Raw genomic sequence first — 15701 nt, forward strand, 5'->3', positions numbered from 1 at the left:
CACGACGCGGGGTGCAGCCTTGCAGGTCAGCTGCCCTCGGCCGGCTTCTCGGCACCGCCCGTACCGGACGGCTGGAGCTTCGCGCCGGCCTCGGCGGCCTTCTGCAGCGCGGTCTGGAGGTCCTCCTGGGCCTTGCCGTAGGCCGCCCAGTCCTGCTTCGCCAGCGCCGCCTCGCCCTCGTCGTACGCCTTCTGGGCGTCGGCGATGGCCTGCTTCAGCGCCGCGTCCGCCGAGGCCGGCGGCTGCGGGGTGGCCGGCGGCTGCTCGGTGTCCGGCGGCGTCGTCGGCGGGGTCGTCGGCGGGGTCGTGCCCTCCACCCCGAAGACCGCGTTGAGCGCGTCCGTGAGGTTGTTCTGGAACACCGTGGTGTCCTTGGTGGTGTCGCCGCCCGGCTGGTCGGCGTCCACGTACGACACCGCGACCTTCTTCAGGAGCGGGTAGAGCGCGTTCCGCCCCTGGGCGTAGACCGGCTCCACGTACAGGAACCCGCCGTCGAGCGGCACGGTGAGCAGGTTGCCGTACTGGATGTCCGAGTCGGCGCCCTTCATGTCGCGGACGAAGGTGGCCACGTCGGGCAGACCGTTGAGCTTGCTCTGCACCTGCGCCGGCCCCGGCACGTCCTCGGTGACCCGGAGCAGCCTCAGCCGGCCGTACTCCTTGCTGGTGGCGTCGGCGTCGACCGCCATGAAGCCGCCCAGGTTGGGCCGCCCGTTGGGGGTGAACGTCGTGGTCAGCGAGAAGCGCTGGGCGTCGTCCCCGGGCATCTTCATGCTCAGGTAGTACGGCGGCACCGCCACGTTGTCCTTGTTGGTCGGGTCGTTCGGCACCTGCCAGGCGTCCGAGCCGCTGTAGAACTGGGCCGGGTCGGTGACGTGGTACCGGGTGAGCAGCTCGCGCTGGACCTTGAACATGTCCTGCGGGTAGCGCAGGTGCTCCAGGAGGTCGCCCTTGACCTCGGACTTGGGCTTCACCGTGCCGGGGAAGGCCTTCATCCAGGTCTTCAGGACCGGGTCCTCGGTGTCCCACTGGTAGAGGGTGACCGAGCCGTCGTAGGCGTCGACGGTGGCCTTCACCGAGTTGCGGATGTAGTTGACCTGGTTCTGCTGGGCGACGACCGCGCGCTGCTGGTTGCCGACGGTCAGCGAGTCGGCGGTGGTGTCGCCGAGCGTGGTCCGCGAGGCGTACGGGTAGCCGTTGGTGGTCGTGTACGCGTCGACGATCCACTGGATCTTCCCGTCGACGACCGCCGGGTAGGCGTCGCCGTCGATGGTCAGCCAGGGGGCGACGGCCTCGACGCGCTGCTTGGGCGTGCGGTTGTACAGGATCCGCGAGCCGTCGCCGATGGCCCCGGAGTAGAGGATCTGCGGCTCGCTGAAGGCCACCGCGTAGGCCGCGCGGTTGAAGGCGTTCTCCAGGCTGACGCCGCTGTCGCCCTCGTAGCTGGTGATCTTCTCGCCGTTCTCCTCGTAGTCCAGCTCCTTCTGGGGGCCGCCCACGATCGAGTACTGGTCGGTCTTCTCGCCGTAGTAGATCTTCTGCTGGTACTTCCCGAGCTCACCGGTGGTCGGCAGGCCCGACTCGGTGAAGACCGGGGAGCCGTTGGCGTCGGTCTGGGTGCCGCGGGCCATGATGGCGCCGTAGCCGTGGGTGTAGGTGAAGTGGTCGTTGATCCAGTTCCGCTTCGGGATGCCGCGGATGTTCAGCTCGCGCAGACCGATGACGACGTCCTGGCCCTGGTAGTGGTCCACGTCGAGCGTCGTCGGGAACTGGTAGTACTTCCGCTTCTGCTCCAGCTGCTGGAAGGTCGGCGAGACGATGTTCGGGTCGAGGAGGCGGTAGGCGGCCGCCGTGTCGGCGTCCGTGCGCAGCTTGTCCTTGGCCTTCACCGTCGACTTGCCCGAGTAGTTCTCCAGCTTGGTGTCGTCGATCGCGTACGCCTTGCGGGTCGCGTCGATGTTGTTCTGGATGTACGGGGCTTCCTTGGCCTGCTCGTTCGGCTGGACCTGGAACTTCTGCACGATCGCCGGGTACAGGCCGCCGATGAGGACGGCGGAGAGCACCATCAGGCCGAAGCCGATGACCGGCAGCTGCCAGGTGCGGCGCCACAGGGTGGCGAAGAAGAGCACGGCGCAGATGACGGCGATGCAGAACAGGATGGTCTTCGCCGGCAGGTAGGCGTTGGCGTCGACGTACCGGAGGCCCGTCCAGTTGCCGGTGGCCTTGAAGTCGCTGGACTTCACCGCCAGGCCGTACCGGTCGAGCCAGTACGCCACAGCCTTCAGCGCCACGAAGACGCCGAGCAGCACCGAGAGGTGGCCGGTGGCGGCGGCGGTCGCGCGGGCACCGGGGCTGGTGACCCGCAGCCCGCCGTACAGGTAGTGGGTGATCGCCGAGGCGATCAGCGAGAGCACCACCGCGGCGAAGCCGAAGGCCAGCAGGAAGCGGAACCACGGCAGGTCGAAGGCGTAGAAGGAGACGTCCTTGCCGAACTGGACGTCCTTCTCGCCGAAGTCCACGCCGTTGACCCACATGAGCCAGGTGCGCCACTGGCCGGAGGCGGAGGCGCCGGCGATCAGCCCCACCAGGGCGGTGATCGCGAGCAGCACCCACTTCTTGAAGGGGGCGACGCCCATCCGGTACCGGTCGAGGCTCTGCTGCTCCAGCGACATCGCGCTCAGCGGAGGACGGAGCCGGTACGCCAGCCAGATGTTGAAGCCGACGGCGAGGCCCATCAGCAGGCCGAAGACCGCGAACAGGCCGATCTTGGTCCACAGGGTGGTGGTGAACACGGACGAGTACTGGACCGAGCGGTACCAGAGCCAGTCCGTCCAGAACCCGGCGAACATCACGAACGCCATGGCAAGGACGGCCAGTACGCCCAGTGTCATCAGCAGGGTGCGGGCCCGCCGGGACGGCCGGCCGACTCTGATCCTTGGCCCGGACGGGCTGCCGCCACGGTCCGGCATCTGGAAAGCCAACGTGCGCCCCTCGGTGTTGATGCGTCGGAAAGCGGGCCCCGCGATCGTAGGGCCCACTGGTGCAACTTACCGACGCTTTACCTAGTTCCCGTCTCCGGGGGAAGAGGAGGCAGGATATTGGTCATGTCCAACCTTTCCCCCTCGGGCCCGCCGATGGCCTCCAGTCCCCTCACCCGTGCGGTGCTCGAGATCGACGAGTACGCCTCCGGCCTCGGCTGGGACCGGCCCGCCCGCCTCTTCGCCCTGGTCGACACCGCCCGGCTGCGCGCCCAGGCGCCCTCGCTGAAGCTCGGCGAGGACGCGACCGCCTACACCCCCATCGAGCAGGAGGAGATCCCCAAGGGCAAGCCGCTCGACGAGTTCCTCGGCACCATCGCCTGGCCGGACGGGGTCGCCGGCTGCGCCCTGACCGTGGAGCGGCTGATGCTGCCGCCGTCGGCGGAGGCCCAGGTCCCCAAGGACCTGAGCGGCGCCAAGCTGAACAAGTGGGTGGCCGGGCACCCGGACCGCCAGGAGGTCCGGATGACGGTGGCCGTGCTGCGGACCGGCGCCCGGGAGGCGGCGATCCGGCTGCGCGAGAAGGACTCGCCGACCGAGGTGCTGACCGGCCCGGACCTGGTGCCGGGGCTCGCCGACGCGCTCGCGGCGACCTTCGAGAGCTGAGCGGTACGGGTAGGGGGCCCCGCGCGGGGCCCCGTACCGGTTCAGCTCTTCGCGCAGCTCGGGAGGCCCGCCGTGTCGCCCTTGCGGAGCTTCTCCAGCGACTTCGTGGCGTCGTCGATGGTGTCGACCTTGATGAGGGTGAGCCCCTCGGGCGTGTCGCCGGCCGCGGTGGCGCAGTTGGCGGCGGGGGTGAGGAAGTACTCGGCGCCCGCGTTCCGCGCGCCGACCAGCTTCATCTGGATGCCGCCGATCGGGCCGACCTTGCCGTCGTCGTCGATGGTGCCGGTGCCCGCGACGAACTTCCCGCCGGTGAGGCTCTCCGGGGTCAGCTTGTCGACGATGCCGAGCGCGAACATCAGGCCCGCGCTGGGGCCGCCGACGTCGGCCAGCTTGATGTCGATGGTGAACGGGAAGACGTGGTCGGTGCCGGCCTGGATGCCGACGATCGCCCGGTCGCCCTCCTCGGACTTCGCGGTGGTGAGGGACACCTTCCGGGTGACGGTGGCCTCCTCGTGCGCCTTCTCGGCGGCGGCCGCCTCCTTGGCCGGGACGATCGTGAACTCGACCTTCTGGCCAGGCTTCCGCTTGGTCACCTGCGCGGCGACGTCCGCCGGCCTCATGACCTCCACGCCGTCGACGGCCTTGATCACGTCACCGGCGTGGAGGGTGCCCTCCGCCGGGGAGTCCTTCACCACGGAGGCGACGACGACGCTCGTGGTGAAGGGGATGCCGAGCTCGTCGAGGGCCGCGACCTTGGCGCTCTCCTGCGACTGGGAGAACTCCTCCGCGTTCTCCTGGCTCGACTCCTCCTCCGTCTTCCCGTCCGGGTAGAGGGTGTCGTGCGGCACCACCACGTTGTCGTGGGTCAGCCAGCCGTAGACCGCCTCGACGGCGTTCATCTTGTAGTCCGCGCTGGTGACCCTGACCGTGGTCATGTTGAGGTGGCCGTCGGTCGGGTACGTCTTGCGACCGGAGATCTGGAGGACCGGCTCGCCGCGCGCCTCGCCGAGCGTGTTGACCGTGGGACCGGGGCTCATCTCCGAGTACGGCACCGGGATCAGGACGCCGGCGATCAGCAGGCAGATCAGGACCAGGGTGGAGGCGAGCATCGTCGCGGTGCGGCGTGGCATGGAACGACAGTACGGGACTCGCCTGTGCGCGCACCCGTGGGGCGGTCCGTACGGGACGCCGCCCGGCCTCCGTCAGGGGCCGGTCAGGACTCCGCGGGGGCCGGCTCGGCCACGGGCCGGAACGGCGCGGAATCGGGTGCGGTGGGGTGGGAACGCTCCATGGCGTCCCTGAAGCGGGCGTAGCCGGCGAGTTCGGCCACGTCACCTATCGTCTTGTTCCTCTGGACCCAGCTTCCCCATATCGCCGCGCCGACGACTGCGAAAAGCGGAATCAGCAACCAGGCCAGCACTGCCATCCCGACCTCCCATCCCCAGTGAGTTGATCAGCAGATTATTCATCTGTGCCACCAACGCTCGGGCCTGGGGGTCGGTTACGCAAATCGGGCGTTCGGCTACACCGTGTCGGCGCGCCTGCTTGCACGATTCCGGGCGAGAGCTCAGCAGGCCCCCACCCTCCCCCAGACTTCGTCCGGGGGGACCCCCACCCTCGGGGCGAGAGCTCAGCAGGCCCCGACCCATTCTTCGGTGCCGTCGGAGAACGTCTGGTGCTTCCAGATCGGGACCTCGTGCTTGAGGTCGTCGATCAGCTTGCGGCAGGCCTCGAAGGCATCGCCGCGGTGGGGGCAGGAGACGGCGACGACGACCGCCAGGTCGCCGACCTTGAGGTCACCCACACGGTGGACCGCCGCCAGGGCGCGGACCGGGTGGTTCGCCACGACCTTCTCGGCGACCCGGCGCAGCTCGGCCTCGGCGCTCGGGTGGCAGGAGTAGCCCAGCGCGTCCACGTCGGCGCCGCCGTCGTGGTTGCGGACGGTGCCGACGAAGAGGGTCGTGCCGCCCGCCGCGTCGTCCCCGACGGCCCGGAAGACCTCGTCGACCGAGAGCGGGGTGTCGCGGATCGCGAGCAGCTTGATCGGGTCGTCCGCGGCCTGCTCACCGGGGTGGTCGTGCGTGGTCGTCATGCCGTCCATGGTGCCGCACGCCTCCGACATCCCGGAATAGCGTTTTCGACCGGTGGACCGGGACCCTCCGTAGGAGGGTCCTACAGGCCGCGCCGCTTCCTCATCTGCCGCACCAGGGCCGCGGTGCCCAGGAGGGCCACCGTGGCGCCCGCCGCGCCCGCCGCCGTGGCGTCCTTGCGGCCGAGCCGGCGGCCCGCGACCGTGTGCCGGCCCTGGACCTCCTCCAGGAGCGCCGCGAGGACCTCCTCGTTGGTCCACTTGGGGCGCCAGCCCGCGTCGTGGAGCCTGCCGACGCTCACCACCCAGGGGTGCATGGTGTAGGCGAGGTCGCCGGCCGGGGAGGGGGTGAGGCCGATCCGGTGCAGCCGGGCCGCGGCGCCCAGGGCGACCGCCGAGGGCAGCTCCATGCGGCGGATCCCCGACAGCTCCTCGACCTCCTCCTGCTCCAGCCAGCCCTCGCAGCCGACCGCGAACTCGCCGTCGACCTTCTCCAGGGCCGCGTACTCCAGGGCGCTGACCAGGTCCTCCACGTGGCAGAACTGCCAGGTGGGGCGGGAGCCGGCGACGACGAGCAGCCGGGGCGACTCGAAGTAGCGGGTCAGCGCCGTGTCCGTACCGCCGACGAGGACGGCCGGGCGGACCACGGTCACGTTGAGGCCGGGGTGGGCGCGGGAGCCGCGGCGGCCGAGCCGTTCGATCTCCAGGAGGTCGCCGACGCCGGTGGCCTCGGCGGTGGCCCGCAGCTCGGCGTCCTCGGAGAGCGGGATGTCGTTGTCGGGGAGCGCGCCGTAGACCATGGTCGAGGTGCACAGGACGACCCGGTGGACGCCGGCCGCGGCCGCGGCCGTGAGGACCGTCTGGGTGCCGCGCACGTTGTACGCCGACCGGGCGGCCGGGTCGGTCTCCAGGTCGAGATCGACGGCGAGGTGCACGACGACGTCGGCGCCGCGCAGCTTCTCCGCGATGGCCGGATCCCGCACGTCGAGGACGTGCCAGGTCGCCTCGGGCACCTCGCCGCGCCGCTCGTCGACGGCGATGACCCGACGGACCTCCTCCGAATCGGCGAGACGCCTGGTCAGGAGGGCGCCGACGCCGGTGGCGGCGCCGGTGACCGCGACGACGGGACCGCGCGCGGCGGACCTGGTTGAGGTGTTTCGCGCTCCGCGAACCTGCGGATCTGGGGAACTCACCGACCGACTCCAGTGGTTGTCTTCAGTACGTACGGGGATGACGCGTACGTACCAGGTGGCGTCCATCCTGCCGCAGGGCACGGCCCGGCGGAGACTTGAGCCCATATCCGACCCGGATGTCTACGCTGGTGTTGTGCAGCGGGCAGTCGCCGCCGGCGCGGAGCCGGTGGCCCTAGGAGCCGAGGAAACCTGTGAGTGACACCCCATTCGGATTCGGCCTTCCGCCGGAGGAGCCGGAGGACGGCGACGAAGGCAAGAAGAAGGACCCCGCCGGAGGTGGCCAGGGGTCCGGCGGCCAGGGCGGCGGCAATCCGTTCGGGGCGAACCCGTTCGGATTCGGCGGCCTCCCCGGCATGGGCGGCCAGGGCGGCGCGGACAATCCGTTCGCCGCGATGTTCGGGTCGATGAACCCGACGGACCTGGGCGCGGCCTTCCAGCAGCTCGGCCAGATGCTGAGCTACGAGGGCGGTCCCGTGAACTGGGACATGGCCAAGCAGATCGCCCGCCAGGTGGTCGCCCAGGGCACCGCCGACGGCGTCAAGGACGCCAGCGTGGGCCCGGCCGAGAAGTCCGCGGTCGAGGAGGCGGTCCGCCTCGCCGACCTGTGGCTGGACCAGGTCACCTCGCTGCCCTCCGGGGCGAACACGGCGGTGGCGTGGAGCCGCGCCGAGTGGGTCGAGGCGACCCTCCCGGCGTGGAAGGAGCTGGTGGACCCGGTCGCCGAGCGCGTCGGCAACGCCATGGGCGACGTGCTGCCGCAGGAGATGCAGGCCATGGCGGGCCCGCTGATCGGCATGATGCGGTCGATGGGCGGCGCCATGTTCGGCCAGCAGATCGGGCAGGCCATCGGCGCGCTCGCGGGCGAGGTCGTCGGCTCGACCGACGTCGGCCTGCCGCTCGGCCCGGCCGGCCGGGCCGCGCTGCTCCCGCTGAACGTGGCGTCCTTCGGCAAGGACCTGAGCGTGCCCTCCGACGAGGTGCGGCTCTACCTGGCCCTGCGCGAGGCCGCCCACCAGCGGCTCTTCGCGCACGTGCCGTGGCTGCGGGCGCACCTCTTCGGCGCGGTCGAGTCGTACGCGCGCGGCATCAAGGTCGACACCTCGAAGCTGGAGGAGGCCGTCTCCCAGCTCGACCCGACCCACCCGGAGCAGCTCCAGGAGGCGCTCCAGTCCGGCATGTTCCAGCCGCAGGACACGCCCGAGCAGAAGGCGGCCCTGGCCCGTCTGGAGACGGCGCTCGCGCTGGTCGAGGGCTGGGTGGACGCGGTGGTCCACGAGGCCGCCAAGTCCCGGCTGACCTCGGCGGACGCGCTCCGCGAGACGCTGCGCCGGCGCCGGGCCACCGGTGGTCCCGCCGAGCAGACCTTCGCCACCCTGATCGGTCTGGAGCTGCGGCCGCGCCGGCTGCGAGACGCCTCCCGGCTGTGGGCCTCGCTCACCGACGCGCGCGGTGTCGACGGCCGCGACGGGCTGTGGGAGCACCCCGACATGCTGCCGACGGCGACCGACCTCGACGACCCGGACGGCTTCGTCCACCGCGAGCACCTGGACTTCTCCGAGCTGGACAAGCTGCTCGGCGAGGCGGCCAAGGGCGACGCGCCCGAGGACGGGGACGACGCGAAGTGACGCTGCACGACGACGCGGTCCTCGTCCTCAAGGGGTACGAGGGCCAGCCGGAGCTGCGCGAGCTCTACCTGGAGCACCTGGCGGCGCATCCGGACGGCATGTACAAGCCCTGCTCGGCCGGTCACCTCACCGGCAGCGCGCTGGTGATCGACCCCTCGCGCGGGCGGGTGCTGCTGACCCTGCACAAGAAGCTGGGCATGTGGCTCCAGATGGGCGGCCACTGCGAGGAGGGCGATCCGACGGTCGAGGCGGTGGCGCTGCGCGAGGCCTCCGAGGAGTCGGGGATCTCGGGTCTGACGCTGGTGCCGGGCGGTCCGGTGCGGCTCGACCGGCATCCGATCCCGGCGCCCTGCAACTGGCACCTCGACGTGCAGTACGCGGCGCTGGCCCCGGCCGAGGCGGTGGCGCAGATCAGCGAGGAGTCGCTGGACCTGAAGTGGTTCGCGTACGACGAGGTGGCCGCGGTGGCGGACACCTCGGTGGTGCGGCTGACGGAGGCGACGCTGGCCCGCCTGTGAGGTGAGCCGGCGGCACGGCGCGGCACGGCGAAGGGCCCCCGGTCTCCCGGGGGCCCTTCGCCGTACCGCCGTCCGTGGGCTCAGTTCCAGGCGTTGTTCTGGTTCTGGCCGTGGGCGCCGTGCTGGCCGACGCCGAACTGGGCGGCGACGCCCTGTCCGATGGCGGCGTTCTGCGGGGGCATGACCTCGCTGGGCTGGACGAGGGCGAAGCCCTGGCCGAGGAAGCTGAGCTCCCAGCCCTCGCCGGTGTTGCCGCGGCGGCTGCGGACGCTGCTGTTGTGCGTCTGCGCCTGCATCTGGACCCGCAGCGAGGTGGACCAGGCGACGATCGCGTCCGCGTCGGCGCTCACGTACTTGTCCGGGGTGACCTGGAGCATCAGCGGCTGGCCGGAGGTCATGAGGGCGACCTTGCCGCGGCCGGTGATGTTGAGCTGGTACTTGCCGGTGCCGGAGACGCCGTACTGGCTGTCGACGGCGATGACCTCGGTGTGCAGGCTGGTGTCGAGCGCCAGCACGTAGGCGCTGTCGACGGTGAGGCCCTCCTGCTCGACCTCGACGACGTGGATGTACTGCGCCAGGTTGGCGAAGTAGACCGTGCCCTGCCCGGAGCAGCGCATCAGGTCGAGGCCCTCGCCGGTGCGGGCGCGGGCCTGGCGCTGGCTGCCGGTCTGGTACTCGCCGTCGAAGTCGACGAGCCCCTGGTAGGCGACCATGGCGCCCTTGCGCGCGAGGACGTCGTCGTGGCCGGTGAGGCTGACCCGCAGCAGCTGCGGGTTCTGGATGACGTACCGCTCCTGGCTCTGCTGCTCGGCGTGGTTGAAAAGCGGGCTCTGCATGATGTGTTCTCGCTCCCCCTCAGCCCCGGACCCGAAGCCGGTCGCTGCTGTCCTCGCTGGGCTGTACGACGACGATGCCCTGGCCCGAGAAGGCCATCTGGTATGCCTCGCCGCTGCCCCGCCCGATGAGGGAGGACGCCTTGAAGCTGCGCTTGCCCTTGACCTTGAGCGTCGGCGACCAGGCGACGAGCGCGTCGGGGTCGACGTACGTCTCGTCCTCGCCGCGGCCGCAGTCGACGACGATCGGGGTGCCGCGCGAGGTGAGCGCGACCCAGCCGGTGCCGGAGATGCCCACGTTGAACAGGCCCTGGCCGGCGAACTTGGCGAGGCCCTTGACCCGCTCGACGCCCCACTGGAGGTGGGCGTCGAAGGCGAGGAGGTTGGAGCCGTTGACGGAGAGCGCGTCGTTCTGGAGGTTGATCACGACGACGTCGGCGCCGTAGTCGGCGAGGTAGAGCAGGCCGTCGCCGGTGCACTTCATGAGCGGGGTGCCCTCGCCGGTGGCCCACTCCCTGGCGATCTGGCGGACGGCGGGCGGGTTGGGCTCGTACTGGATGAAGCCCTCGTAGGCGACCATCGAGCCGGCCCGGGCGTAGAGGTCCTGGCCGGTGGTCATGGCGACCTTGAGCATGGCGCTGCCGTGGTTCTCCATGCGCGCCGCGATGGGGGTCGGGGCATAGCCCGCGAGCTGCTGGTTCATGGTGTCGGGCTCCCTCAGACCTCGTACGGCTGGACGACGATGAAGTTGCCGGGGGCGCCCCGGAACTGGAGGTTCACGGTCTCCCCGCTGTGGCCGGGGTAGGCGTTGCGCCGGAGCCGGACCTGGCTGGAGAGGATGACCTGCGAGGCGGCCGACCAGGCGACGACCGCGTTGCAGTCCGCGAAGGTCGTCGGGGTGACGGGCAGCACCACGGGGACGCCGTGGGTCTTGACGATCACGGTGCCGGTGCCCTGGAACTGCATGGTGAACAGGGCGCCGCCGGGGATTCCGTGGCCCTCGATGCGGCGGACCTCGTACTGGAGCGACTCGTCGAAGGCGAGCACGTTCTCCGCGGAGACGCAGATGGCGTCGCCCTGGAGCTCGATCGGGTGCAGGTACGAACCGTTCTCGGCGAGGAAGACCTGGCCGCGGCCGGTGCAGCGCATCAGCTGCATCTCCTGGCCGGTGGCGTTGCCCACGATCCGGCCCGCGAAGCCGGCGCCCTTGTAGGAGAAGTCGACCTTGCCCTGGTACATGACCATGGAGCCCTGACGGGCGAGGACGGGGGTGCCGCCCATGCCGAGGTCGACCCGCATGAGCTGCTGGTTCTGCGGGGTCCAGCGGGCGCCGGTGGCGGTCTCCTTGAACGGGGCGAGCGCGGCGGCGAGCCCGGCGCCGGCCGCGGGCGCGCCCTGCGGCATGCCCGGCGGCATGCCCTGGGGCGGCATGCCCGGCGGCATGCCGGGCTGCTGGCCGTACGGGGCGGGCTGGCCGTAGCCGGGCTGCTGGCCGTACGGCGCCTGGGGCGGCTGCCCGTAGGGGGCGCCGTGCGGCGGGGTCTGGCCGGGGACCTGCCCGTAGGGGGCCTGCGGCGGCTGCTGGCCGTACGGGCCGGCGGCCGGGGCCGGGGTCGGGGGCGGCGGCACGGGCGCGGGAGCGAGCGGCGCGACCATCGTGGGCTGGGTGTGCACCGGCTGCGGGGCCGGCGGCGGCGTGGGCGGCTGCGCGCCGTAGCCGGGCTGCGGGGCGCCGAAGGCCGGGGCGGGCGCGGGGGCCGGGGCGGGCGCGGGGGCCGGAGCCGGTGCCGGGGCCGGAGCCGGTGCCGGGGCCGCGGGGGCGCCGAAGGCGGGCGGGGTCGCGGCCTGGGCGGGGGCGGCGAAGCCGGGGGCGGCCTGCTGGGGGGCGGCCTGCGGCTGGGCGGCCGACTCCTCCTCCATGACCTCTCCGCCGAAGTTCCGCAGCAGCGCTTCCAGGCCGCCGTCGAAGCCCTGGCCGACGGCGGCGAAGCGCCACACGTCCTTCAGGTAGAAGTCGCCGAGCATGACCGCGCGCTCGGTGGAGAACTCCGCGCCGGTGAACGCGTACCGGGCGACCTCCTCGCCGCCGGCCACGATCCGGATCCAGCCGGGGCCGACCTGCGACATCTGGCCGTCGCCGTCGATGGTGGCGGTGAAGGCGAGCTTGTGGATCTGCGGGGGGATCCGGTCGAGGGTGACCCGGAAGGACTCGGTGTCACCGGCCTGCGCCCCGAGCTGCTGGATGGACTCCTCGGGCGACTTCGGCTGGTTGAAGAAGACGAAGTACCGGTCGTCCGACAGCCGCTCCTCGGCGTCGAGGCCGAAGCAGCTGATGTCGAAGGTGAGCCCGGGAGCGGAGATCTGCACGCCCACGTACAGATCGGTGCCCGCGGTCAGATCACTGATCTTGGCCTTGTGGCCGCGTTGGAATTCCCTGGCCATGCGTAACGACCGTCCCCCATCCCGATGGCGAATGACTCGCGCCAGGCTAACCGCTGGGGACGACATTGAGACAGGGCAGGTCCGATCCGGTACCGAATCGGGAAAAAGGGCCTCAGGACGCGGGCTCCGCGTCCGGCAGCTTCGGGAGGCGGTCCGCGGCGACCACTCCTTCGAGGTACCCGCGGGCCCGCTCGGTGCGGGGGTAGGCCTCCAGGAGCCGCCAGAAGTCGGGGCCGTGGCCGGGGACGAGGAGGTGGGCGAGCTCGTGCAGGAGGACGTAGTCGACGACGTACTCGGGCATCGGCTGGAGCCGGTGGGAGAGCCGGATGGTGCCCTCGGCGGGGGTGCAGGAGCCCCAGCGGCTGTTCTGGTTGGTGACCCAGCGGACCGAGCCGGGCCTGGCCCTGCCGTCGAGGTAGCGCTCGGAGAGCCGGGCCGCCCGCTCGGCGAGCTCGGTGTCGCCGCGGGTGGCGCGGCGCTCCTTGTCCCGGTCCTTGGCGTCGAGCTTCTCCAGCATCACGCCGACCCAGCGGCGCTCCTCGGCCTCCGACATCCGGGCCGGGATGAGGACGATCGTGCGGTCCCCCTCGCGGTAGGCGGAGACGGAACGGGTGCGGCGGGCGCTCCTGCGGATCTCGACTGACACGCCCTCGACGGTACCGGGCGGGCCCGACGGACACCCCTCCGTATGACTCATATGACTTTCAAGTGGGCCTGTGGACAACTTTCGGCGCGGTCCGCCGCCGGCGGGCACTCTGATCACGGAGGAACGCGAAGGGAAACGGCGGAGGACGGGGGCGGGGATGCATCCGATGGTGAAGCCGGCACTGCGCCGGGCGTGGCGGAGTCTGACGTGTGTGCAGTACGGGGTGGCGCCGGCGCACGCGGTGGTGCTGGATCCGGTGGACGCGGCGACGGGCCGGCTGCTCGGGCTGATGGACGGGACGCGCGGGACGGCGCTGCTGCGGGCGGAGGCGGCGGCGCTCGGGCTGCCGGAGGGGCGGCTCGACGCGCTGCTCGGGCGGCTCTCGGCGGTGGGGCTGCTGGTGGAGGCCGCCGCCGGGCGGCCGGGGCGGGCGGGGCCGGCCGCCGGGGCGGTGGACACGGCGCTCGATCCGCTGCGGGCGGATCTGGCCGCGCTGTCGGTGGTGTGCCCGGAGCCGGAGCGGGCGCTGGGGACGCTCGCGGCCCGGCGGGAGCGGCGGGTGCGGGTGCGGGGTGCCGGCCGGGTGGGGTCGATGGTGGCGGCGCTGCTCGCGGCGGCCGGCGTGGGCGGGGTGGAGGTGGTGGACGGCGGCCGGGTCGAGCCGTGGGAGACGGCGCCGGGCGGGCTGCCCGCCGAGGCGGTCGGCGAGCGGCGGGTGGCGGCGGCGCGACGGCTCGTCGGGCGGTGGTCGCGCGGTCCGGTGGCGGTGCGGCGGACGGGCCGGCGGGCCGCGCCGGGTGACGGGGACGGCCGGGCCGCGGTGTCACTCGTGGTGGTGACGGACCGGGACGGGCTCGGGGTGCGGGTGCCGGACCCGGTGCCGGCGGAGCCGTGGATGGCGGCCGGGGTGCCCCATCTGTACGCGGGGGTGCTGGAGGCGACCGGGGTGGTGGGGCCACTGGTGCTGCCGGGCGGGACGGCGTGCGCCCGGTGCCTCCAGGAGGAGGCGACGGACCGGGACCCGGCGTGGCCGCGGCTGCTCGCGCAGTGGCGTTCGGGGGCGCCGCATCCGCTGCCGGCCTGTGACGTGGCGCTGGCGACGGCGGTGGCGGGGCTGGCCGCGGGGCACGCCCTCGCCTTCCTGGACGGGGAGTTGCCGGCGAGCACCGGGACCCGGTGGGAGGCGGCCATGCCGTCGCTGGGGTGGCGGTCCGAGCGACTGGTGCCGCATCCGGCCTGTCCCTGTGGGGCCGCCCGGGGCAGGGTGGGGGTGGGCGCCTCGGGCGCCGGGGAGGCTGGGTCCACAATGGCGGAGCACATCCCTGCGCGGCACGGCAGTCTGGGAATTGGAGGGGCGCATGTCTGATCTTCCCCGGAAGGCGGTCACCCGGACCGCCAAGTTGGCCGCGTTGCCACTGGGCTTCGCGGGCCGGGCGACGTGGGGCCTGGGCAAGCGGATCGGGGGCAAGTCGGCGGAGTTCGTGGCCCGGGAGCTGCAGGAGCGGACGGCGGATCAGCTGTTCAAGGTGCTCGGCGAACTCAAGGGCGGGGCCATGAAGTTCGGCCAGGCGCTGTCGGTCTTCGAGTCGGCGCTGCCGGAGGAGATCGCCGGGCCCTACCGGGCGGCGCTGACGAAGCTTCAGGAGGCGGCGCCGCCGATGCCGGTGAAGACCGTGCACGGGGTGCTGGAGGAGCGGCTCGGGGACGGATGGCGGGAGCTGTTCCTGGAGTTCGAGGACAAGCCGGCGGCGGCCGCGTCGATCGGGCAGGTGCACCGGGCGGTCTGGCACGACGGCCGCGAGGTCGCGGTCAAGGTGCAGTACCCGGGGGCCGGGGAGGCGCTGCTCTCGGACCTGGCGCAGCTGGGGCGGTTCGCCCGGCTGCTCGGGCCGCTGGTGCCGGGGACCGAGGTGAAGCCGCTCATCGCGGAGTTGCGCGAGCGGGTGTCGGAGGAGCTGGACTACGCCCTGGAGGCGCGGGCGCAGCGGGAGCACGCCGAGGTCTTCGCGGACGATCCGGACGTGGTGGTGCCCGGGGTGGTGCACCAGGCGGAGCAGGTCCTTGTGACCGAGTGGATGGACGGGATCCCGCTCGCGGAGGTGATCGCGGAGGGTGGTCAGGAGCAGCGGGACCGGGCGGGGCAGCTGCTCGCCCGGTTCCTCTTCTCGGGTCCGGCGCGGACCGGGCTGCTGCACGCCGATCCGCATCCGGGGAACTTCCGGCTGCTGCCACCCGACGGCGAGGACGGGGCGGACGATCCTGCCGGGTGGCGGCTCGGGGTGCTGGACTTCGGCACGGTGGACCGGCTGCCGGGCGGGCTGCCGGAGATGATCGGGACCTGTCTGCGGATGACGCTGGCCGGCGAGGCCGAGCCGGTGTACGCGCTGCTGCGGTCGGAGGGCTTCGTGAAGGAGTCGGTGGCGCTGGATCCGGAGGAGGTACTGGAGTACCTGCTGCCGATCATCGAACCGGCGGAGGCGGAGTCGTTCGTCTTCACCCGGGGCTGGATGCGGACGCAGGCGGCCCGGATCGCCGACCCCCGCTCCCCCGCGCACCAGCTGGGGCGGCAGTTGAACCTGCCGCCCTCGTATCTGCTGATCCACCGGGTGACGCTGTCGACGATCGGGGTGCTCTGCCAGCTGAACGCGACGGTGCGGCTGCGGGACGAGCTGACCGCCTGGCTGCCGGGTTTCGAGCCGGCGTCCTAGCGGGCC

General features: G+C 72.3%; 14 protein-coding genes. 5 read left to right on the forward strand and 9 right to left on the reverse strand.

What is annotated here, in order from left to right; all coding sequences use genetic code 11:
• Positions 1–26: 26 nt before the first annotated feature.
• Positions 27–2966 (reverse strand): UPF0182 family protein, encoded by a 2940-nt coding sequence (locus HHL19_RS07955; RefSeq protein ID WP_169087047.1) that lies wholly within the window; start codon positions 2964–2966, stop codon positions 27–29.
• A 135-nt stretch (positions 2967–3101) separates the two neighbouring features.
• Here HHL19_RS07955 and HHL19_RS07960 point away from each other — a divergent pair, with 135 nt between their 5' ends.
• Positions 3102–3641 (forward strand): PPA1309 family protein, encoded by a 540-nt coding sequence (locus HHL19_RS07960; RefSeq protein WP_169087049.1) that lies wholly within the window; start codon positions 3102–3104, stop codon positions 3639–3641.
• A gap of 41 nt (positions 3642–3682) precedes the next feature.
• Here the strand turns inward: HHL19_RS07960 and HHL19_RS07965 are convergent, their stop codons facing one another.
• The 4 genes from HHL19_RS07965 to HHL19_RS07975 all read right to left on the reverse strand — a co-directional run bounded on the left by HHL19_RS07965 (position 3683) and on the right by HHL19_RS07975 (position 6923).
• Complete coding sequence (locus HHL19_RS07965) at positions 3683–4771, reverse strand: PDZ domain-containing protein (RefSeq protein WP_169087051.1); 1089 nt, start codon at positions 4769–4771, stop codon at positions 3683–3685.
• 83 nt (positions 4772–4854) lie between these two features.
• Complete coding sequence (locus HHL19_RS37085) at positions 4855–5067, reverse strand: hypothetical protein (RefSeq protein ID WP_240981472.1); 213 nt, start codon at positions 5065–5067, stop codon at positions 4855–4857.
• Positions 5068–5271: 204 nt separating this feature from the next.
• Positions 5272–5733 carry a molybdenum cofactor biosynthesis protein MoaE gene (locus HHL19_RS07970; RefSeq protein ID WP_169087053.1) on the reverse strand — a complete coding sequence of 154 codons (462 nt, stop codon included), beginning with the start codon at positions 5731–5733 and terminating at the stop codon, positions 5272–5274.
• Positions 5734–5813: 80 nt separating this feature from the next.
• Positions 5814–6923 carry an SDR family oxidoreductase gene (locus tag HHL19_RS07975; RefSeq protein ID WP_169087055.1) on the reverse strand — a complete coding sequence of 370 codons (1110 nt, stop codon included), beginning with the start codon at positions 6921–6923 and terminating at the stop codon, positions 5814–5816.
• A 191-nt stretch (positions 6924–7114) separates the two neighbouring features.
• On the opposite strand from HHL19_RS07975, the gene HHL19_RS07980 reads away from it, so the two are divergent.
• Together HHL19_RS07980 and HHL19_RS07985 are read left to right on the forward strand one after the other, a co-directional pair.
• Positions 7115–8548: a zinc-dependent metalloprotease gene (locus tag HHL19_RS07980; protein ID WP_169087057.1), complete on the forward strand. Its 1434-nt coding sequence runs from the start codon at positions 7115–7117 to the stop codon at positions 8546–8548.
• Complete coding sequence (locus HHL19_RS07985; protein WP_169087059.1) at positions 8545–9066, forward strand: NUDIX hydrolase; 522 nt, start codon at positions 8545–8547, stop codon at positions 9064–9066. Before HHL19_RS07980 ends, HHL19_RS07985 begins: the two co-directional genes overlap by 4 nt.
• An 80-nt stretch (positions 9067–9146) precedes the next feature.
• On the opposite strand, the gene HHL19_RS07990 is transcribed toward HHL19_RS07985, so the two are convergent.
• From HHL19_RS07990 to HHL19_RS08005, 4 genes are all read right to left on the reverse strand, one after another.
• Positions 9147–9902, reverse strand: a complete 756-nt coding sequence (locus HHL19_RS07990) for an AIM24 family protein (RefSeq protein WP_169087061.1) — start codon at positions 9900–9902, stop codon at positions 9147–9149.
• A 19-nt stretch (positions 9903–9921) separates the two neighbouring features.
• Entirely contained in the window at positions 9922–10602 is a 681-nt protein-coding gene (locus tag HHL19_RS07995) for an AIM24 family protein (protein ID WP_169087063.1), read from the reverse strand.
• A gap of 14 nt (positions 10603–10616) precedes the next feature.
• Positions 10617–12341, reverse strand: a complete 1725-nt coding sequence (locus HHL19_RS08000; RefSeq protein WP_169087065.1) for a TerD family protein — start codon at positions 12339–12341, stop codon at positions 10617–10619.
• A gap of 112 nt (positions 12342–12453) precedes the next feature.
• Positions 12454–12987 carry a M48 family metallopeptidase gene (locus tag HHL19_RS08005; protein WP_346768603.1) on the reverse strand — a complete coding sequence of 178 codons (534 nt, stop codon included), beginning with the start codon at positions 12985–12987 and terminating at the stop codon, positions 12454–12456.
• 157 nt (positions 12988–13144) lie between these two features.
• On the opposite strand from HHL19_RS08005, the gene HHL19_RS08010 reads away from it, so the two are divergent.
• Positions 13145–14353 (forward strand): TOMM precursor leader peptide-binding protein, encoded by a 1209-nt coding sequence (locus HHL19_RS08010; protein WP_169087069.1) that lies wholly within the window; start codon positions 13145–13147, stop codon positions 14351–14353.
• Positions 14346–15695 carry an AarF/ABC1/UbiB kinase family protein gene (locus tag HHL19_RS08015; RefSeq protein ID WP_169087071.1) on the forward strand — a complete coding sequence of 450 codons (1350 nt, stop codon included), beginning with the start codon at positions 14346–14348 and terminating at the stop codon, positions 15693–15695. The genes HHL19_RS08010 and HHL19_RS08015 overlap by 8 nt, the downstream gene beginning before the upstream one ends.
• Positions 15696–15701 lie beyond the last annotated feature (6 nt).

Origin of the sequence: Streptomyces sp. R302, from assembly GCF_012927245.1 — a bacterium.
Taxonomy (GTDB): domain Bacteria; phylum Actinomycetota; class Actinomycetes; order Streptomycetales; family Streptomycetaceae; genus Streptomyces.